We start from the raw sequence: 20872 nt of genomic DNA on the forward strand, positions 1-20872 counted from the left end.
GAAATCAACGATTTTGGGAAAGCTCAACTTTTTTAAAAGTAATGGGTTCACATTGGTAGAGCTTATGGTAGCTATATCAATTATAGGGATCTTATCCTTAATCGCTCTACCTAATTATCAAAGCTATGTAAATGAATCTAAAGCAGCTACCTTGTTATATAGAATCCATTCTATAGGGCTTGCATATCAGGATGTTATAGCAACTTCACCAGATGCACTGGCAAAGCCAAATGAGCTTTCAAGTTCAAGTTTTGGTCAAGCCCCAAGCTATTTACCAGGACTTGCCAGTCAGTTTTCTGAAGAGTTTGATATTGGATTTTCAGCTCAATTAGTTAATCATTCTGGGTTTTTTAATTTTACCGGTCATGAGGCTTTTCCTGTTTTATTTTTAAAAGCAAATAGTCAAAACGGTTTAAATGTACTTAATGCCTTAGATCACATAACTGAGTTAAAACACTCTTTCGTGACTCCTAATATGATGATTATTGCGTTAGCAACACCTTATGAGACACACCAAACAAATAAAGAGCCTTTAGCTGCAAATTCAAACCTTCCCAAAATCAATCAACCACCTAAATTAGCTAATGCTGGGACTAGCCAGCAACCTGAAGCAAGTAATAATGGTAACCCCCAACTTCCTGATGCAAGTAACACAGGTAACACCCCACCTCCAGATAGAAGTATTGGTGATAGCAACACGGGTAGCCAAACGAGTACAAGTACAGAAACTGGTACAAATAGTGAATCAGAATCAGGCAGTCGCAGTAATGCAGGTTCTAACTTGAATTGGCCTCCGGGCTGGGTAAAACACCCTGAACAACATATAGGTCAGCAGCACGGCCATCAAGAATAAGTAACTAGGAAGATAAAAATGATTTCAACCAATAAACGATGGCAAGAAAGTATCGCGCAAGCGATGAATGAAACGCAAAATACTCAACGAAATAAAAATCGATCTTTTATTGTTTTACCGAGCTGGCTTCCTTATGCAACATATATTGCTTTTGGGTTTTTGTTAGCAAAAGCACTAGTTATCGGTCATGAAACTCACCCTGTAAATTATGACAGAGATTATCAAACGGGCAGCTCAGTTGCATTATTAATGATTGCAGAAGATGTAGAACATTACCGCACAACTTACGGAGAACTGCCAGATGATTTACCAAGCCCTATTGCATCTGTTATGGATGTAACTTATGAAAAAATTACCAACGAACATTTTCGCCTAACCATTCCACATGGTAATTCAACAATTACGTTTGATGCCAAAGACGACAAAATATATATGGAATGAGTATGGCTGATAAACATGAAGTACACAGAAGTAATGCCACTTTTAATTGGCTAAAACGATTTTGCATTGAAAAATCAACTAACAGCAATATTAATATTGAAGAAATGTATAACGGTGAATCTGCGATTTCAGCATGGAAAAGTGCAGAGGCAATTTTGCAAGTCGACAGCAAAATATTAACTGAAATGATTGCAAAGAGTTACCAGTTAGAGGTTGCAAAACCTCCTACCAATGTGCCGGAAGAATTGCTTCATTATGTTTCTCTTAAAGTAGCCAGAGAGTATGGCATTTTTCCTGTGGACTTTGCTGATGGCTTATTAACAGTTGCTTCACCCCACCCATTTGATACTGATATGGAAGCAATGGTTGAATTTTTAACGACCCTGCATGTTAAGTCAGTATTGGCATCACCCGAGCTCATAGCAAAATGGACAGAAATGTTTTATCAGGAGCAAATGCTATCTGAAAATGACATTATTATAAAAACAACCCAACTTAACACACGAACCAAACGAAATGAGCCCGACTCTTCAAACTCAGCCATCGTTAAAATTGTATCTGAAATGCTATTAGAGGCATTTATATTTAAAGCCAGTGATATCCATATAGAACCCTTTAATAATGGCGGCATAGTTCGTTACAGAGTAGATGGCATGTTAAGGGTCATATCAGAATTACCTGCACAAGTTTTTATCCCAATAATACAAAGAATAAAAGCATTAGCTGGCCTTAATTTAGCAAAAAAAATGGTCCCACAAGATGGTAGTGTGAGTTTAGAGCTTAAAGGCCAAGATGTTGACCTACGGGTATCGACATTACCTGTTAAAGGGGGAGAAAAAGTAGTCATCCGCCTGCTAATCAAATCTGTTGTAAACAAGTTAGATGATATTGGTTTACAACAGCAAGAGCTCGACACATTTAAAAACTTACTGCAAAGTAGCGAAGGTATCTTTGTGATAACAGGCCCTACCGGGTCAGGAAAAACAAGTACACTTTATGCTGCCTTAAAAGAATTAAACTCACCCGAAAAGTGCCTTGTTACAGTTGAAGACCCTATAGAATATGAAATTGAAGGTATTGCCCAAGTTAATATTAATCCTCAACAGAACCTTACCTTCTCCAGCGCCCTCAGAAGTATTTTAAGACAAGACCCTGATGTAATATTGATGGGTGAAGTTCGCGATGAAGAAACCGCAGAAATGACCTTTCGCGCTGCAATCACGGGGCATTTTGTGATGACCACCTTACATACTAGTGATGCAATTACGACTATTTCAAGATTAATAGGCTTAGGTGTGTCACGGCCTATTATTGCCGACTCTTTAAAAGGTGTTGCAGCACAGCGCTTAATTAGAAAACTATGCCCTAGTTGTAATCTAAGTGGCCCATTGGCCACAGATACCCATGGCAAACGCTTTAAAAGTATCTTTCCTGATATAAATATTATGTCGCCATCAGGTTGCGATGAGTGCGATCACACTGGTTACAAAGGACGCATCCCTCTGTTCGAAATAATCACTATAGACTATCAACTAGCCGATGCAATTAGAGCTGGAGAGAGTACCAGTAAGTTAAGAGAGGTTGCAGCTCAAAGCGGTGCGAGGTCTTTATATAAAGTGGCCTTAGAAGCATTATCAAAAGGCCTCACTTCAGCAGAAGAAATAAACAGAGTATTAGGACAGTCTTTTTGGAAAGAGTGTGAAAGAATTAACAGCTTGGATAATTAGACTAGCTAAAATACGCCTTTAAACCATTTGAGAATAATTAAAGTAAGCTTGGTAGATAAAGAAATGGCGGTGACGGAGAGATTCGAACTCTCGATACGTTGCCGTATACACACTTTCCAGGCGTGCTCCTTCAGCCACTCGGACACGTCACCTAAGGCGCTTAGAGTTTAGCGCGGCGTTATAGTATGAAAACAACCCTACAGACGCAAGGGCTTTTTAAAATAGTGTAGTTAAGTGATTAGTAATCAAACAAAAAAGGCAAGGTAAACACCTTGCCTTTTGTATAAACATTAACGCTGAAGCGTTGCTGAGAACTCTAACATACGGTTAAGCGACTTTAATGCGCCTTCGCGTAAGTCCATATCAACAAACACTTCTTTACCTTCTGGGTCTGTCAGTGCTTCTTCAATCGCTTTTAAGCCATTCATTGCCATCCACGGGCAATGTGCACAGCTTTTACACGTTGCACCTTCACCTGCTGTTGGTGCTTCAAAGAATTCTTTCTCTGGGCATAACTGCTGCATTTTGTAGAAAATGCCACGGTCAGTCGCGACGATGAACTTTTTGTTGTCCATAGTTTGCGCTGCTTTGATAAGTTGGCTTGTTGAACCAACTGCATCTGCTAAGGCTACAATCTCCGCAGGTGACTCTGGGTGAACCAATACAGCCGCATCTGGGTGTAAGGCTTTCATATCCTTAAGTGCTTTGGTTTTAAACTCGTCATGAACGATACAGGCGCCATTCCACATGATCATGTCAGCACCTGTGTTCTTTTGAATATAAGAACCTAAGTGTTTGTCAGGACCCCAAATGATTTTTTCGCCTTGCTCGTCTAAGTGCTCTACGATCTCTAGGGCACATGAAGAAGTCACTATCCAATCAGCACGCGCCTTAACTGCAGTTGATGTATTTGCATACACTACTACTTTGCGATCTGGATGCTGATCACAAAACGCAGAGAACTCTTCGATTGGGCAACCTACGTCTAATGAACAGGTTGCAGCAAGTGTTGGCATAACAACTGTTTTATTTGGCGTAAGGATTTTTGCTGTTTCGCCCATGAAGCGAACACCCGCAACCACAATTACATCTGCGTCGTGCTTAGCGCCAAAACGCGCCATTTCTAGCGAGTCAGCAACACAACCACCTGTTTCTTCAGCAAGCGCTTGAATTTCAGGATCAGTGTAATAATGGGCAACAAGAACGGCGTTCTTATCTTTCAATAATTGTTTGATACGTGCCTTGTACTCGGCTTGCTCGTCTTTTGATAACGGAGCTGGCTTTGGAGGGAAGATATAATCTTCAGGCATAATTTGTTCAGCTAGACTCATTTCTCGACCACTTAGTCCACAGTGCATTCATGGCGCGAATTATACGAGAATCTTAAGCTAAAGAACAGTATTGCTGTGCGCTGTTAAGATAAATAAAGGATAACTTAGATAGAAAAGGTAAGTAAGAGATGGTGGGTCATGATGGACTTGAACCATCGACCAATGGATTAAAAGTCCACTGCTCTACCAACTGAGCTAATGACCCGCTCTGAATATTTAGATGCGTAAATCCGCCGATGTGAGATACCATTTTTAGAAATGGTGGGTCATGATGGACTTGAACCATCGACCAATGGATTAAAAGTCCACTGCTCTACCAACTGAGCTAATGACCCGCTCTGGATATTTAGATACGTAAATCCGCCGATGTAAAATACCATTTAAAATGGTGGGTCATGATGGACTTGAACCATCGACCAATGGATTAAAAGTCCACTGCTCTACCAACTGAGCTAATGACCCGCTCTGGTATTTAGTGCGTAAATCCGCCGATATAAGACCATTCGAAGAATGGTGGGTCATGATGGACTTGAACCATCGACCAATGGATTAAAAGTCCACTGCTCTACCAACTGAGCTAATGACCCGCTCTGTCGCTTAATTAAAGCTGCGTAAATCCGCCGATATAAGACCATTCAAAAAGAATGGTGGGTCATGATGGACTTGAACCATCGACCAATGGATTAAAAGTCCACTGCTCTACCAACTGAGCTAATGACCCGCTCTGATGCTTGTAAAAAAGCTGCGTAAATCCGCCGATATGACCATTCAAAAAGAATGGTGGGTCATGATGGACTTGAACCATCGACCAATGGATTAAAAGTCCACTGCTCTACCAACTGAGCTAATGACCCGCTCTGCTGCTTATTAAAAGCTACGTAAATCCGCCGATATAGAACCATTCAAAGAATGGTGGGTCATGATGGACTTGAACCATCGACCAATGGATTAAAAGTCCACTGCTCTACCAACTGAGCTAATGACCCGCTCTGATGCTTATAAAAGCTATACGTAAATCCGTCGATTAAAGATTACCATTATAATAGAATGGTGGGTCATGATGGACTTGAACCATCGACCAATGGATTAAAAGTCCACTGCTCTACCAACTGAGCTAATGACCCGCTCTTTTTTCCGCAATTCGGCTGTTGTTACCAATCGCCTGCTGCGGGCGCTTATAATACTTATTTAAATGCTGAGTGCAACAGAAAATATCTCTTTTTTTAAGTTTTTATGTCTAGATGCCTAATTTTAGACCGCTTAAGTCAAAAAGCAGTCTAATCAGGTCAAATCTACATTTGCGACAGACGTTCTGTGGCTAATTTTGCAGCAGTCGTACTTGGGTACTGATTAATTAAATCATTAAAGGTTTTAAGTGCTTGCTCGCTTAAACCTTGATCAGCTAATAAGTTTCCTAACTTTAGCATCGCATCTGGGCGCTTGTTAGAATTAGGATACTCATTGACTACTTTTTTAAAGTGTTCAGTCGCACCCGCTTGATCATTTTGTATTGTTAACAACTGACCTAACCAATAATGTGCATTAGATGCATATACTGAATTAGGATAAGTCGTTAAGAATGTTTGAAACTCAGGAATCGCTTGCTCATAACGTTTATCTTTCATGATTAACGCTACAGCGCGCTCATAAGCCTCGTTTTCTGATAAGTCTGAACTAATCGCTTGCGTAGCCCCTACATCGGTATAGCTGTTTGTAGGTTGAGCTGGCGTAGCAGGTTGGCTATATGCTTGGCTTACACGATTCTCGATTTCTTGGTACAACTCGCGTTGGCGCTGAAGTACTTTTTCAAGCTTATAGCTTTGCTCTTCCGTAATACCACGAACTTGGCTTACTTCGTCTTGTAATATATTAAGCTGCTGCTGAAGCTCAGCTTGTAATAAATTACGTGACTTCATCATGTTTTCTAACGCGACTAAACGCTTCTCAATGCTCGATTGTGAGCTTGCAGCTTCTGAAACAGGAGCGGGAGCAGCCCATAACTGGGTGCTCCCGCTTAAGATCATTGCTGCCAAAATAATTTTCGGCTTCATAATGACTCTTTATTAGTAAACTAATACTGCGCGACGGTTTTTCGCGAACGCTTCTTCAGTGCGAGACTTAACCATTGGCTTTTCTTCACCATAGCTCACTACTGACATTTGGCTAGCAGAAACACCTAAGCTTTGTAAATATTTTTCTACTGCTTGACCACGGTGCTCACCTAACGCGATGTTGTACTCAGGTGTACCGCGCTCATCTGCGTGACCTTCGATTAGTACTTTAACTGATGGGTTTTGTACTAAGAATTCAGCGTGTGCTTGTAAAAGCTCAGCATATTTGCTTTGAATTTTTGCATTATCAAAACCGAAGTAAATGATTTGCTCTTGACGTAACGCTTCGTATTTTTGACGAAGTGCTTCTTCAGCTTGCTGCTCTGGAGTAAGTGTTGCAACTTCAACTGTATCATTGTTGTTTGATTGCTCAACCATACCTTGGTTAGATTGGTTTGCAGCACCTTCATCAAGATCAGAAGAAGAGCTACATGCTGCTAATGTCATCACTGGCACAGCAATTAGCAGGCCTTTTAAAGTTTTATTAAGTTGCATTTAATTGATTCCTATATTGAGTAAACCAGTAAAATTACTGTAAATAAGGCGACCAAGCCGGTGCCTTAACTTGTCCGTCTAGTACAGGCAAACGTGCTTTAAAGCGACCATCCATAGAAACTAACGCTAATACCTGTTTATTATTATGAAGCGTGCTATAGATAATCATCGAACCGTTTGGCGCGATACTTGGCGATTCATCTAGGCGTGTTCTCGTTAACACTTGGAACGCACCAGTAGCTAGCTCTTTTTTAGCAAGATGGTATCGACCGTTTGTTCGATTCACCATCACTAATTCTTTTCCGTCAGGTGAAATAGAACCTGCTAAATTCATATCACCATCAAACGTCATTCTTTTAGCTCTGCCTGTTTTTAAATTTAACTTATAAATCTGGGCATTACCACCCCTTTCAGACGTAAACACAATATCTTCACCATTTGGGAACCAAGAAGGCTCTGTATCGATACTGCGGTGATTTGTTAGGCGTGTTTCTTTACGCGTAGCAAGGTCTAAAAGGTATACTTCGGTTGCACCATTGCGGTCTTTCGAAAGTACTAAAAGTAGCTTTTTACCATCTGGTGAAAACTGTGGTGCACCATTGATACCTTGATGGCTTGTGATTAACTCGCGCTTACCAGTGTAAAGATCTTGGATGTAAATTTGGCTTTGACGATTCTCAAAAGTTACATACGCAAGCTTAGTCCCATCTGGTGACCACGCTGGTGACATAAGAGGTTCTTTAGAGCGAAGTAGAACTTGTTCATTATAACCGTCGTAATCTGCAACAACGAGCTGATAAGGTTTTGGCTCATCATCACGCACGATAACGTAAGCAATTTTTGTTAAAAATGCGCCTTTTTCGCCAGTTAGCGCTTCGTAAACCACATCACTAATGCGATGTGCATAACGGCGAAAACCGGTTTCAGAAATCACACTTTCACGGGCGTCTAAAATATGATCTTGGCTTTGCATTAATTTGCCATTAGCCATCATTTTTGTTTGTCCGCCAGTGATTTGCCCACGAATAACATCAATAAGTTCATATTTTACAAGGTAGCGACCGCCTGGCTGTTGCTCTACTTGACCAACAAGCACAGCCTCAACGCCTTGGTTAACCCATGCGCCATAGTCAACATCAGCATCTTTGCCCGGTAACTGCGGCATGTTTGCTACATCGATTGGCTTAAACTTACCACTGCGCATTAAATCAGCTGCAATCACTTTATTTAATTCTTCAGGGATAGGACCAACACCTTGATATTTAAAAGGCACAACCGCAATTGGGCGAGCGCCATCGATACCATCGGTAATTACAATTTCTAAGGCAGCACTGGCAATGCCATGAAAGCCCAGTAATACAATAAAAAACGCAGTTTTTATCTGGTTAAACATATCATTCCTTTAAAATTTAGGTGCTATGGTTAAGTTTATATTTTTTAGTTGCTCAAATACGTCACGATCAGGTGATACTGGTAATGTATCTGCCATACGCACTGCACGCATTGCAGCTTCACACACTAAGGTATCACCACCAAGCGATTTTACTTGAGTCACAAGGCCATTAAAACCAAGACGTATATTAAGGCGACACTCTTTGCCTTTCATCTTCTCATCTTTTAAGAAGTTTTGCTGAATGCGTGCCATTATTAACGCTTTGTATTTTTCAACTTCGCCTAGAACTTGTTGTTGACGTACCTTGTTACGTGCAGCTTGCTCTGCTGCTAACTGTTCTTGCAGCATTTGTTCTTGTAAAGCTTGTTGACGCTTACGTTCAGCTTCTTCAGCTTTACGTTTACGCTCAGCTTCTGCTTCAGCTGCTTTACGCTTACGCTCTTCTTCCGCTTTCTTTAACGCTTCTTCTTCAGCTTTACGTTTATCAGCGGCTGCTTTTGCTGCAGCTTCAGCCTCTTGCTTTTGCTTTTCAGCTTGTTTGGCTTTTGCACGTTCTTTCTCTTGAATTTCACGTGCTTTTTTCGCTTGTGCTTCAGCTTCTGCTTTTTCTTTTTCCTTAGCACGGCGCTGCTGCTCTAGCTTTTTAAGACGACGGTCTTCAGCTTCTCTTTGCTTACGCGCTTCATTAGCTCGACGCTCTAGCTCTTGAATACGTTTCGCTTCGGCTTGTTTTTTTGCTTCTTCTTGCTTTTTAAGCTCTGCAATTTTCTGCTCAACCTGTTGTTGATCAACGGTAACAGCAGACACAGCTTTTTCTGGTGCAGGTAACGCTGGATTAAGGTTTACTTCCATGACTTTAGGAGCTGGCATATGAAAGTTTGCACTCGCTACTAAAAAACCAACGATAGCAAGGTGCAAAATAACCGATTTTATTATTGATGCACGCATACTACTCCTCGAATGATTCAGTCATTAAACCAACAGACGGAACACCCGCGTTTTTCAAAAAGTCCATTAATAGCAATACTTCTTGATAAGAAACACGGCCAGAGCCTTTAATCATAACCGGAGTATCTGGATTTTTCTGCAGCTGTAGCTTTATAACCGCCGCCACATCAAGGGCCTCCATCGGCGCTTCAGGGTCAGTACCAATACTGACATAATATTTACCTTCGGCATCAATTGAAGCAATGATCGGTGGTGTATCTTTGGTATCAACAAGATCAGACTCTTCCATTTTCGGTAAGTCGACTTTTACACCATGGGTGATAAGTGGTGCTGTTGCCATAAATATAATTAGCAGTACTAACATTACATCAATGTAAGGTACTACGTTTATCTCCCCTACAGGGCGACGTTTCTTACGCTGATACATTCGCTTTAGCCTCTATTTGTGTAGCTGCTTGGCGGTGTAAAATATTAGCAAACTCTTCCATGAAGTTAATGTAATTACCTTCAAGCTTTTCTACTTTGTTTGCAAAACGGTTGTAAGCGATAACAGCTGGGATTGCCGCAAATAAGCCCATCGCTGTAGCGATGAGTGCTTCTGCAATACCTGGTGCAACCATTTGTAACGTAGCTTGCTTAACTTCGCCTAACGCGATAAACGCATTCATGATACCCCACACCGTACCAAATAGGCCGATATATGGGCTAATTGAACCTACTGTTGCTAAAAATGAAAGACTTGATTCTAGTTTTTCTACTTCGCGAGACAAAGCAACGCGCATAGAACGATGCGTTCCTTCCATCACAATACTTGCGCTTTGAATTGAATTTTTCTTATGGCGAGCAAATTCTTTAAAACCTGCGACGAAAAGTGCCTCAACACCAGAAGCGCCTCCAGGACGGGCTGACACTTCATTATATAGTTTACTTAAATCAACGCCTGACCAAAACTTTTGCTCAAAACGCTTTGCGCCATTAAGTGCATCAGAAATCGCTTTTTTACGTTGAAAAATAATTGCCCATGACATTACCGACATACCGACTAATGCCAACATTACTAGCTGGACAAGTACACTGGCTTCTAGAATAAGATCTAAAAAGTTAAGCCCTGATCCCACGTTAAACTCCTAAAATAGATTTCTATATAATTTGTTATATTTTTTACATGCGCACTGTTTGACCATAAATGAGGCCAAAAGTTGTGCCTAGTGTATATAGTCAGTTATAAACTGACAACGCTCTTGCTGTGAATTAGCGGCAATTAACGGTAAAAAGCAAATTGCTTAGCTATTTTTTAGTCATATTAAGTTTCACTCGTCTTTTTGTGCATATTTTTACCTTAATAAAAAGTCATTACAAAAATCCTAAAAAGCTAATAAAACCTCAAAAAATAGCGCTTTTATTCAAAAAACACGCATAAACACCCAAAAGCAGTTTTGCAAATCTACTACAGAATACTTAAACTAATCCTGAATGAAGTTCATAAAATTTTTAAAACCCACTTTATTCATGAGCTTAAATATAAAAACACCAAAAAGCGAACAAAAAGCACACAACTTAAATTTTCACTCACATTAGTTTTTTTTATCTGAAAATAAAATTTTTCTAGTTTGAAGAAAAATCCTTCATTGCGTATTATTTACTTATACCGAGCTAGCAACCTCATGAAAGAGTCTTTCATTAAGCTCAGTTTTTTGCATTATGATGTTTCGTATTGCTCCAGGTTAATTTGCACAGGATAAAACCTCGTTCAAATTGACCATAGTTTCCAAGATTACTTCCTTCAACTTGTTGTTTGCCCGCATCCTTATGCGGGCTTTTTTTTGCCTGAGCAAACGTGAACGAGAATACCTACAGCTAACTTAACAGCATGTGAATTACAGATGTTAAAATGATACTAAGCGGTAAGCGGTAAGCGGTAAGCGGTAAGCGGTAAGCGGTAAGCGGTAAGCGGTAAGCGGTAAGCGGTAAGCGGTAAATCCTATCTTGCTAATAAATAAAACCAAGTTACCTAAATTAAAAAAGCAGCCCTTTTGAGCTGCTCGAAACTTATAAATAAAAAGCTTGTAACTAAGCTTTAGGTTTGATTATTTATCGGGTGTTAAACCAAAGTGAAGGTAGGCAATATCCGAGACAAGTCGTCCGCGTGGAGTGCGTTGAATAAAACCTTGCTGTATTAAGAAAGGCTCTATTACATCTTCTATGGTTTCTTTTTCTTCGCCAATGGCAGCAGCGAGGTTATCAAGACCAACTGGGCCACCCATAAATTTTTCGATAATAGCAAGCAAGTATTTACGGTCCATATAATCAAAGCCACTTTTATCAACATCAATCATATCGAGTGCTTGCTCAGCCACCGAAGCATTTACTTTACCGTCTGAGCGTACTTGGGTGTAATCACGCACACGGCGCAACAAACGATTTGCAATACGAGGGGTACCACGCGAGCGCTTGGCTATTTCTGCCGCGCCTTCATCACACATGGTTAAATTTAAAAAGCTGGCAGAACGAGCAACAATTTTTGATAAGTCTTCAACAGAATAAAACTCTAAGCGCTGTACAATACCAAAACGGTCTCTTAGCGGTGAGGTAAGTGATCCTGCCCGTGTTGTTGCGCCAATTAATGTAAATGGCGGTAAATCGAGTTTTATTGAGCGCGCAGCAGGGCCTTCACCAATCATAATATCTAGCTGATAATCTTCCATCGCAGGATATAAAATCTCTTCAACTTGTGGACTTAGCCGATGTATTTCATCAATAAAAAGTACATCACCTTCTTCAAGGTTTGTTAAAAGTGCAGCAAGGTCCCCTGCCTTTTCGAGTACAGGGCCAGAGGTAGTTTTAATATTTACGTTAAGCTCGTTAGCAACAATGTTAGCAAGAGTCGTTTTACCAAGACCCGGTGGACCGAATATTAATAAGTGATCGAGTGCTTCACCACGGTGCCGTGCGGCCTCAATAAAAATTTCCATTTGTTGCTTAACATGCGGCTGGCCTGTGTAATCGTTAAGAAGCTTTGGCCGTATAGCACGGTCAACACTGTCTTCGTTACTTTGCTCAGATGCATCAATTAAGCGATCTGCTTCAATCATGGTTTACTCACAACATTGATTTTAGAGCTTCTTTAATTAGAACCTCGGTCGTCATATCTGGTTTATTAACTGCTTTAACCGCTTTTTGTGCTTGCGGTAATTTGTAACCTAATGCTTCAAGCGCTGAAACAGCATCATCGGCAGCATTATTTGCCACAAGTGTATTATTACTTGCAGGCTCAATAACCGCATTATCGCTAAATGGCGTAAATAAGTCATTACCCCAATTTTTAAGTCTGTCTTTCATTTCAAGCACTAAACGCTCAGCGGTTTTTTTACCAACCCCCGGTAGTTTAACCAAAGTAGTCGCATCTTCATTATTTACACACGTTACAAATTGCTGCGCCGACATTCCCGATAAAATGGCAAGGCCAAGTTTAGGGCCAACACCATTGGCTTTTAATAGCTCTCTAAATAAAGCGCGTTCGGTTTTATTGTTAAAACCAAATAATAGCTGGGCATCTTCACGAACTACAAAGTGGGTATAAATAATCGCTTGCTCACCCACTGCCGGTAAATCATAAAAACAGGTCATTGGCATTTGTACTTCGTAGCCTACACCACTTACTTCAATAAGAATTTCTGGTGGCTGTTTTTCAACTAGTAAGCCATTTAATCGACCAATCATATTACTTCCTTAATCGTCCTCTTACGGTTTTGCTAGCGCTCCCCGCAAGTTTTATTAAATTTTGTTCTGAGTGAGCATGACAAATAGCAATAGCCAAGGCATCAGCAGCATCGGCTTGCGGAGTGCCCGGTAATTTTAATATATTTTTAACCATATGCTGTACTTGTGACTTATCGGCTCCACCATTACCCACAACTGCTTGCTTAATTTGTCTTGCCGAATACTCATAAACTGGCAGCTCAGCCATTGAAGCACCAACAATTGCAGCACCTCGGGCTTGGCCTAGTTTAAGTGCCGAGTCTGGATTATGTGCCATAAACACTTTTTCGATAGCAAAGCTATCTGGAGAGAATTGTTCTACCAACTGGCTAATACCTTGGTAAATCATTTTTAAGCGCACCGGAAAATCGTGATCGGCTAATTTAATGCAACCACTTCCTAAATAGGTAAACTTTGCACCTTGATGGGCAATCACACCATACCCTGTTAATCGTGAACCAGGATCAATTCCTAAAATAATCGCCAACTAACTGACCCGTCTATTATCATTATTATCTGCAGTTAATAATGCCAGAGCACTGTATAAATTACCAGTAACCAATTGCAATTCATAAAAAATGCCCGCAATTGCGAGCATTTTTCACACAGCTTTCTCTTATGCCAACGAGCGCAATAAGCCTTGAGTATTTTTGCGCATTGTTCTGGCTATCATTAAATAACCCAAGCATGCCACAAATAAGCCCCCTACCGCAGGGCCAATTAACCAAATATGCGGATGCAGTTTGCCTGCTAATTCAAACATCTGCCTTTGTACTATTAATAATGCAACATCACTAACAATGGCAGCGACTAAGCCTGCTGTGACCCCTAATAGTAAAAACTCATATAAGGTGGCATTTTTAATTAAGCGCCCTTTCGCACCTAAGGTTCGCAAAATAACAATCTCTTGCATACGCTCGCCTAGGCTTGCTTGTACTTGTGAAATAAGCACTAGAGCACCACAGGCAACAACAATTGCCAACACAAACCCTATCGCTAACGATACTTGCTCTATGGTTGAGCGGATTTGCTTTATAAAGCTTTCAACATCAATCACATTAACCGTTGGGTACTGGCGCATTAGCTCATTAAACTCGCGCTTTTTATCTGCTTTTACATTTACCGATGAAATATAAGTAGCAGGGAAACTCGCCAATACATCAGGACTTAGAATAATAAAGAAGTTCGGCTTTAATGTTGTCCAATTAACCTTGCGCACACTGGTGATTTTGGCATCAAACGATTGTGCACCAATCAAAAAGGTTAATGTGTCACCTAATTTAACATCAAGGCGTTCAAGCATAGACTCTTCAACTGAAGCTTCTGCGACAGAATCTTTTGTGAACCATGTGCCGTCAATAAGCTCATTTTGACTTGGTAAATCTTCACGCCAAGTTAGGTTTAGCTCACGACCAATACCGGAACGGGCTTCTTCATCTTTCTTTTCATTGTCTTCTTGTGAGACTTCACGAGCTACCAACTCGCCATTAACGGCGTTTACGCGGCCACGGACAACCGGGTAAAAGTCAGAGGTTGGCATATCTCGCTCTGCTAAAAAGCTCGTTATTGGCTCTAGTTCTTGCTCTGTTATATTCACTAAAAATGAATTGGGCGCATCAACCGGCAATTGCGATTGCCAGTCAGAGATCATGTCATTTTTAAGTACAATTAAAAACAGCAACAGTTTGATAGCCAAAGCAAAACTAATCAATTGTACAGCATTCACATTGGCGCGTTTTTGGATAGACGCAATTGCCAAAGACCAGCTATTACCAGGGCTTAAACCGAGCTTTCGACCGCCACCAAATATAACCTTTGATAAACCAAACAACACAGCAATTAAAAACGCTGTAGAGAGAAACAAAATAGCGCTTATTTTAATATTATTACTAAATAACCACATCAGTAAAAACACGGTAAGTGCAGACATAGCAAGGTGTATTTTACTGACCAATAAACGATCGCCTAAGTTACGACGCAGTACGCGCAGCGGCGGAATATCAAATAAATCGAGTAATGGTTTAATCGAGAACATAATTGCACAAATTAAACCTGTGCTAATTGCAATAATCCACGGTTTAGCCGATGCACTAGGAAGTACTGAGCCCATGCTTTGTGCTAGATAATCTGTTGCAATGGCTTGTAATCCATAACCAATCAGCAAACCAACGATCACCGACATTGAACAAACAAGGCTCAAATGAAGTAAATATATTTTACGGATCATAGCGCGGCTACCGCCGAGTGTTTTCATCATGGCAACAGGGTCGTATTGGCGTTCACAATAGCGCTTTGCCGATACCGCGATAGCCACAGCAGCTAATATAATGCCAAGTAAGCCTGCCAATAATAAGTAGCTTTCGGCGCGGTTTAAGCTATTAGAAATAGGCGATTGGCGGTCTTTAACGCCATACCAACGCTGGTTTTCTTTCATTTGAGGTTTTAACCAGCTATAAAAATTTTCGATATCGCTTTCGTCCCCAGCATAGAGTTGGCGGTAAAACACTCGACTACCCGGCTGAATAACCTGAGTTTTTGCAATATCGTCTTCGTTAATTAAAATACGTTGGCTACTAGAAAACACATTAAACGGTGCATCGGGCTCTTCAGCTACAACATGACTGGCAACAAAAGTGGCGGCTCCTAACTCTACTTTATCGCCAACTTTAATATTAAGCGCATAGAACACCGACTCACTGAGCCAAACTTCACCGCGAGTTGGAATGTCTTCAGTTACCTGAGGCTCAGCAGTTAAGCTAGATTTTATCTTTAGCTCGCCTTTTAATGGATAAGTGTTTGATACCGCTTTAACCGAACCCAACTGCATTTCGTCACCAGCAAATAGCATGGTATCGAAATAGGTTATTTTTGCGGTGCGAATGTTATCTTGGGCGGCTTTATCTAAAAACTCAGCAGGTAAAGCATGGTTACTTGCTAAGACACGATCTGCAGCAATAAAGGCACTGCTTTTTTGCTCAATACTTTGACCGATACGGTCAGTAACCATAGATAAAGTTAAAACAGTCAGTACAGCTAAAGCTATGGCTGCACTGATCACTGTTAACTCACCGCGCTTAAACTCACGTGAAAACAGTTTTAGTGCTAATTTAGCCCACATTCGCTTGCACTCCTTCGCTTTCTTTTACTGTTACTAATTGCCCTGCTTCAATATGTAATATTTGCTGGCATTTTTGCGCAAGCTGCTCGTCATGGGTTACTAAAATAAGTGTCGTACCGTGTTCTTGATTAAGTTCAAATAATAACGACTCTATGAGCTTACCGTTTTTACTATCAAGGTTGGCTGAAGGTTCATCGGCAAATAAAATTTTAGGTGTACCAATAAATGCACGAGCAATCGCTACACGTTGCTGCTCACCGCCCGACAATTGCGACGGATAATGGCCAACACGATGACTTAAGCCTACTTTTTCAAGTAGCTCAAGTGCTTGTTGTTTAGCATTTTTGCTTCCAGCAAGTTCAGCCGGTAGCATCACGTTTTCTAGAGCTGTTAAACTTTGCACGAGCATGAAAGATTGAAATACAAATCCCACTTTCTCTGCGCGAAGTGCAGCACGTGCTTCCTCATCTAATTCGTGTAATGCAGCACCATCTAAATGAATACTGCCATTGGTTGATTGGTCAAGGCCGGCTAATAAACTTAATAAAGTAGACTTACCCGAACCAGATGTGCCCACTACCGCAACCGAATCTCCTGACTTGACATTAAAGCTGATGTCACTGAGGATGGTGAGGTCGCCCTCAACCGTGGTGACCGTTTTAGAAAGTCCTTTAACTTGAATAATGTTTAATTGAGAAAGCGCTGACATATGATGCATCCAATCCTACGTTTTATATTCGTTTTACTGTTAGTAATCAAACCACTTACGGCAGCAGCTGACAACACAATTTTAATTTTAGGTGACAGTTTAAGCGCCGCTTATGGCCTTAAACAAGAGCAAGGCTGGGTTAAATTGTTACAAGATAAGTACGATGAAAAAGACCAATCAGTATACCTAGTAAACGCCAGTATTAGCGGTGAAACCACAGGCGGTGCATTAAGACGACTCGATGCATTACTAACCGAGTTTGAACCTACGCACGTGCTTATAGAGCTTGGCGGAAATGATGGTTTACGCGGTTTTCCAATCAAGCGCTTACAAGCTAACCTACGTGATTTAATAGCAAAAAGCCAACAAACTGGGGCGAAAACCGCCGTAATGGAGGTACAGATCCCGCCAAATTATGGCCCGCGTTATACCAAGCTTTTTACCGACAGCTTTAAAACCATTGCCAATGAAACAAACTCAGAACTTATGCCATTTTTTATGATCGATATTGCTGGCCGACCAGAGCTTATGCAAAACGATAACTTACACCCTAACGCCGATGCTCAACCATTAATACGCGACTTTATGTACAAAACGATCAACGATTGGCTAGATTAACTGCTAGCCTGATCACTTTATAATTAGAGCTGGACAATAAACAGCCAAACAAACCGCAGGTGTATTGATTTTTATAAAAAAAGCCGTACTATGGCTTGCAACGTCGGCATATAGCGCAGCTTGGTAGCGCACTGTCATGGGGTGTCAGGGGTCGCAGGTTCAAATCCTGCTATGCCGACCATTTTTTCTACACCCCAAACTCCCGCTCTATTATTTATCCCTCTGTGCTTTAAACTCCTTAAAAATACTGTTCACATTCACTTTTGCGCCTAGCTTTGCAGCGATTAAAAACAGGCCTGCTAGTTTTCTGTGTACGAATAAGGCATCTACGGGTGGTGCGTGCCAATGCTCTGAAGCGGTGCTCATTTTTAGGCCGAGCTCTTTGATTCGTTTTGGTAAGTCGCTATTTGCAAAGTCATACTCACCTTGGTGACGCAGTGGCTCGCAGGCAAGGAGAAATATATCAACGACATTATCTATATATTCTTGCGCAAGCCCTTGTTGAAAATAGCCAATTTGCTGTGCTGCTGTTGCAACACCTGCTCTGTCGTTACTAATCGCGGCAGATAATAACTGTAAGTAACCAGCACTAATATGCTGAGGTAGTTCGCGGGTGGCGCCAAAGTCTAAAAGTACTAAGCGTTGATTGTCGACTTGATATTGATAGTTGGCAAAGTTTGGATCTGTTTGAACTAATTTAAAGCTAAATAGCTCCTGTAAAAACAAGCTTACTAACTGCTGAGCAGCTTTATTACGTAGCGCTTGCTCTGTGTTTACCAGTTCATCGAGCTCTTGTCCTTCAACAAAACTCATGACTAAAACTTGAGAAGAACTAAGCGAATCTACCACAGTTGGAATAAGGTAATTGTCGTCACCCTTTAAACACTCGCTGTAGCGTTTTAAATAATTTGCTTCTAATTCGTAGTCAGCTTCGTTTATAAGCTGTTGTTTTGCTTCATCGATAAGAGGCTGTATTTCTACCTCTTTGGGTAATAAGCCACTGAGCTTCAGAAGGTAAGCTAAGTTATCAACATCACTAGCAATGCCTTTTGCAATACCTGGGTATTGCACTTTAACTGCTAACTTTTCGCCCGATTCTCGATAAGCAATATGCACTTGCCCTATTGATGCCGCAGCAAATGGTCTGAGTTCAAAATGCGATAATTGCTCTAACCACGCATCACCCCAATGCTCACGCATTACTTTAACTAGCTGCTTTTGCGGCATAGGTGTCGCTTCTGAACGCAGCCTTGCTAAAATTGCAGATAGCTCAGGAGTAAGTAATTCGCCACTATCCATGGATAACAGCTGGCCCAATTTCATTGCGGCACCACGCAGGTTTGCAAGCTGTTCGGCAAAGCGCTGAATATTTTTGGGCTGTAACAGTAACTCTTGTCGTGATGTTTGCTTGCCCGTCGCCCATGCTTTTGTGCCTTCAAACAACATATTACCCGCCACTTTACTAGCTAAAGAGCCAAGCCGAACAGCGCGTGAAAACCGTGATGTTGGCACAGACTTTTGTTTATTACTCATAATGTTTCACACTATTAACTTAATGCTTTGAATACGTTGATTGCTCGGTTTTAGATCCACTTTAGCTTTTACAATCTTTTGCCCATTAGCATAAAACTAAAAAAGCCGCATGGTTTCCCGATGCGGCTATTTATTTAGATTAACAACTTAATAAATCGTTTTATTGAGTGTTACTGCTTACCAGACATCAACTGTTCCATCAGTTGGCTAAAGTCAAAGCTCGCTGCTTTTTGCAGTGGTGGATATTCAGTCAATGACTTAATGTGTTCACCAAGTAGATGTTGCACAGGCTCATTTAGCCATTGCTTAGCTTGCACAATGTCTGAACGGTCTGTTAAGCCATCAAAGCTTTCAAATGGGTCCATACGTAAGTTATAGATGATCGGGAACTTTTGCTTTTCGTACTGAGCGTAATAGTTTTCGCTTGTTTCGAAATGAAGCTTCCACTGTTTGTAACGTACGGCTTTAATGCTTGATTCGTAATAATACAGAAAACTATCACGCGCACTTTCGTCTGTTTTACCTAACCAGTAATCTAAGTTGTTTACGCCATCAATCGGTTGCTTGTGTTCTTTAAGCGCTTTTTTCACGATATTTGGTTCACCCGCTGCTGCTGCAAGGGTTGTGTAAATATCCATGTGCGATTGAATACCCGTTAGTATCGTATTTGCAGGGACTTTACCTGGCCAACGAACAATCATAGGAACGCGTACGCCGCCTTCGTAAGTTGTCATCTTTTCACCACGGAAAGGTGTTGTACCGCCGTGTAATCGAGCGCTGTGCTCTGGACCATTATCTGTTGAGTAAATAACGATAGTGTTATCAAGTACACCCATATCATCTAGCGCAGCCATTAACTCACCCACTTGCTGGTCATGTTCAATTAGGCCACTGCCGTATAAATCATGCTCTGTGGTGTACTCTTCAGCTAAATAACGACTTTCGTCACTTAAACGCGTATACATGTGCATACGACTTGGATTAAACCAAACAAAGAAAGGTTTATCAGCTTTTTTTGCACGCTTGATAAAATCTAGGCTCGCAGCCATAAACTCTTTATCTACGTTTTTCATACGTTCGCGAGAAAGCTGGCCGGTATCTTCAATTTTTTGTTTACCTACTTTACCAAAACGTGGATCAACCGTTTTATCATCTACATTAGTTGCGTAAGTATGTAAAACACCTCGGGTACCATACTTTTTGAAAAACTCTGGATCTTTTGGGTAATCACGTTGCTCAAACTCTTCTTGAGTATTTAAGTGATATAAATTCCCGAAAAACTCATCAAAACCATGGACGGTTGGTAAGTGCTCGTTGCGATCACCTAAGTGGTTTTTACCAAATTGTCCTGTTGCATAACCCTGCTCTTTTAAAACCTCAGCAAGCGTATAAGAACCCGCTTTTAAACCAAGCTCTGCGCCAGGTCGGCCTACCGTGGTCATGCCGCTACGAATTGGATATTGGCCTGTGATAAGTGCTGCGCGCCCTGCAGTACATGATGGCTGCGCATAATGATCGGTAAACATTGTGCCTTCGTGGGCGAGTTTATCGATGTTTGGCGTTTTGTAACCCATGGTACCTAGTCCATAAGCACTTACGTTTTGCCAGCCAACATCGTCGGGGAATATGATTAAAATATTAGGTTTGTCTTTAGCAAAAGCGACAGAGCTTGCTAAATACAAAGCAGCAGATGCTACGGCGAGTAGTTTTTTCATAACAGCAGTCCTTCGTGTATTGTGAGTGAGTACTAATAAAATTTATTGTACGTTTTTCAGTCTACTAAAATTTCTCTGTACCGCAATTAATTATTATTGCTAGGCATAAAAAAACCGTATT

Annotated in this window: 18 protein-coding genes and 10 tRNA genes; 5 read left to right on the forward strand and 23 right to left on the reverse strand. The window is 41.0% G+C overall.

Going from position 1 to position 20872, the window contains the following annotated elements:
- Positions 1-64 precede the first annotated feature (64 nt).
- Genes L1267_RS23745 through L1267_RS07370 form a run of 3 tightly spaced genes read left to right on the forward strand, consistent with a single transcriptional unit; the run spans position 65 to position 3021 of the window.
- A complete protein-coding gene (locus L1267_RS23745) occupies positions 65-853 on the forward strand; it encodes a hypothetical protein (protein ID WP_442960554.1) in 789 nt (262 codons plus the stop codon).
- A gap of 18 nt (positions 854-871) precedes the next feature.
- Positions 872-1294: a hypothetical protein gene (locus L1267_RS07365; RefSeq protein WP_235382484.1), complete on the forward strand. Its 423-nt coding sequence runs from the start codon at positions 872-874 to the stop codon at positions 1292-1294.
- Positions 1295-1296: 2 nt separating this feature from the next.
- Positions 1297-3021 carry a GspE/PulE family protein gene (locus L1267_RS07370; RefSeq protein WP_235382485.1) on the forward strand — a complete coding sequence of 575 codons (1725 nt, stop codon included), beginning with the start codon at positions 1297-1299 and terminating at the stop codon, positions 3019-3021.
- A gap of 64 nt (positions 3022-3085) precedes the next feature.
- On the opposite strand, the gene L1267_RS07375 is transcribed toward L1267_RS07370, so the two are convergent.
- The 21 genes from L1267_RS07375 to L1267_RS07475 all read right to left on the reverse strand — a co-directional run bounded on the left by L1267_RS07375 (position 3086) and on the right by L1267_RS07475 (position 16885).
- Positions 3086-3173, reverse strand: a tRNA-Ser gene (locus tag L1267_RS07375).
- A 138-nt stretch (positions 3174-3311) separates the two neighbouring features.
- Positions 3312-4352 (reverse strand): quinolinate synthase NadA, encoded by a 1041-nt coding sequence (gene nadA, locus L1267_RS07380; RefSeq protein ID WP_135925056.1) that lies wholly within the window; start codon positions 4350-4352, stop codon positions 3312-3314.
- 129 nt (positions 4353-4481) lie between these two features.
- A tRNA-Lys gene (locus tag L1267_RS07385) sits at positions 4482-4557 on the reverse strand.
- Between the two features lie 54 nt (positions 4558-4611).
- A tRNA-Lys gene (locus tag L1267_RS07390) sits at positions 4612-4687 on the reverse strand.
- A 51-nt stretch (positions 4688-4738) separates the two neighbouring features.
- A tRNA-Lys gene (locus L1267_RS07395) sits at positions 4739-4814 on the reverse strand.
- Positions 4815-4863: 49 nt separating this feature from the next.
- A tRNA-Lys gene (locus L1267_RS07400) sits at positions 4864-4939 on the reverse strand.
- Positions 4940-4997: 58 nt separating this feature from the next.
- Positions 4998-5073, reverse strand: a tRNA-Lys gene (locus L1267_RS07405).
- Positions 5074-5130: 57 nt separating this feature from the next.
- Positions 5131-5206, reverse strand: a tRNA-Lys gene (locus L1267_RS07410).
- A gap of 56 nt (positions 5207-5262) precedes the next feature.
- Positions 5263-5338 (reverse strand) — tRNA-Lys (locus L1267_RS07415).
- Positions 5339-5400: 62 nt separating this feature from the next.
- Positions 5401-5476, reverse strand: a tRNA-Lys gene (locus tag L1267_RS07420).
- Between the two features lie 168 nt (positions 5477-5644).
- Positions 5645-6403 (reverse strand): tol-pal system protein YbgF, encoded by a 759-nt coding sequence (ybgF, locus tag L1267_RS07425; protein WP_135925058.1) that lies wholly within the window; start codon positions 6401-6403, stop codon positions 5645-5647.
- 12 nt (positions 6404-6415) lie between these two features.
- Positions 6416-6958: a peptidoglycan-associated lipoprotein Pal gene (pal, locus tag L1267_RS07430; RefSeq protein ID WP_135925061.1), complete on the reverse strand. Its 543-nt coding sequence runs from the start codon at positions 6956-6958 to the stop codon at positions 6416-6418.
- 34 nt (positions 6959-6992) lie between these two features.
- Positions 6993-8351: a Tol-Pal system beta propeller repeat protein TolB gene (gene tolB, locus L1267_RS07435; protein ID WP_135925063.1), complete on the reverse strand. Its 1359-nt coding sequence runs from the start codon at positions 8349-8351 to the stop codon at positions 6993-6995.
- Positions 8352-8360: 9 nt separating this feature from the next.
- Positions 8361-9299, reverse strand: a complete 939-nt coding sequence (tolA, locus tag L1267_RS07440; RefSeq protein ID WP_135925066.1) for a cell envelope integrity protein TolA — start codon at positions 9297-9299, stop codon at positions 8361-8363.
- Between the two features lies 1 nt (position 9300).
- A complete protein-coding gene (tolR, locus tag L1267_RS07445; protein WP_135925068.1) occupies positions 9301-9726 on the reverse strand; it encodes a protein TolR in 426 nt (141 codons plus the stop codon).
- A complete protein-coding gene (gene tolQ / locus L1267_RS07450; RefSeq protein WP_135925071.1) occupies positions 9713-10417 on the reverse strand; it encodes a protein TolQ in 705 nt (234 codons plus the stop codon). The genes tolR and tolQ overlap by 14 nt, the downstream gene beginning before the upstream one ends.
- A gap of 969 nt (positions 10418-11386) precedes the next feature.
- Complete coding sequence (gene ruvB, locus L1267_RS07455; protein ID WP_135925074.1) at positions 11387-12391, reverse strand: Holliday junction branch migration DNA helicase RuvB; 1005 nt, start codon at positions 12389-12391, stop codon at positions 11387-11389.
- Positions 12392-12398: 7 nt separating this feature from the next.
- On the reverse strand, positions 12399-13019 hold the full coding sequence (ruvA, locus tag L1267_RS07460) for a Holliday junction branch migration protein RuvA (RefSeq protein WP_135925076.1): 621 nt from the start codon (positions 13017-13019) through the stop codon (positions 12399-12401).
- Between the two features lies 1 nt (position 13020).
- Positions 13021-13545 (reverse strand): crossover junction endodeoxyribonuclease RuvC, encoded by a 525-nt coding sequence (ruvC, locus tag L1267_RS07465; protein WP_054561285.1) that lies wholly within the window; start codon positions 13543-13545, stop codon positions 13021-13023.
- 129 nt (positions 13546-13674) lie between these two features.
- Complete coding sequence (locus tag L1267_RS07470; protein WP_135925079.1) at positions 13675-16176, reverse strand: ABC transporter permease; 2502 nt, start codon at positions 16174-16176, stop codon at positions 13675-13677.
- A complete protein-coding gene (locus tag L1267_RS07475; protein ID WP_135925082.1) occupies positions 16166-16885 on the reverse strand; it encodes an ABC transporter ATP-binding protein in 720 nt (239 codons plus the stop codon). Before L1267_RS07475 ends, L1267_RS07470 begins: the two co-directional genes overlap by 11 nt.
- Between L1267_RS07475 and L1267_RS07480 the strand changes: the two genes are divergently transcribed.
- On the forward strand, positions 16886-17503 hold the full coding sequence (locus L1267_RS07480) for an arylesterase (protein ID WP_135925084.1): 618 nt from the start codon (positions 16886-16888) through the stop codon (positions 17501-17503).
- A 104-nt stretch (positions 17504-17607) separates the two neighbouring features.
- Positions 17608-17684: transfer RNA gene (locus L1267_RS07485), tRNA-Pro, on the forward strand.
- Positions 17685-17713: 29 nt separating this feature from the next.
- Here L1267_RS07485 and L1267_RS07490 read toward each other — a convergent pair.
- Positions 17714-19036 (reverse strand): ABC1 kinase family protein, encoded by a 1323-nt coding sequence (locus L1267_RS07490; RefSeq protein WP_235382486.1) that lies wholly within the window; start codon positions 19034-19036, stop codon positions 17714-17716.
- A 170-nt stretch (positions 19037-19206) separates the two neighbouring features.
- On the reverse strand, positions 19207-20751 hold the full coding sequence (locus L1267_RS07495) for an arylsulfatase (protein WP_235382487.1): 1545 nt from the start codon (positions 20749-20751) through the stop codon (positions 19207-19209).
- Positions 20752-20872 lie beyond the last annotated feature (121 nt).

The sequence above is a fragment of the Pseudoalteromonas sp. OFAV1 genome (genome assembly GCF_021532595.1).
GTDB classification, from domain to species: domain Bacteria; phylum Pseudomonadota; class Gammaproteobacteria; order Enterobacterales; family Alteromonadaceae; genus Pseudoalteromonas; species Pseudoalteromonas lipolytica_C.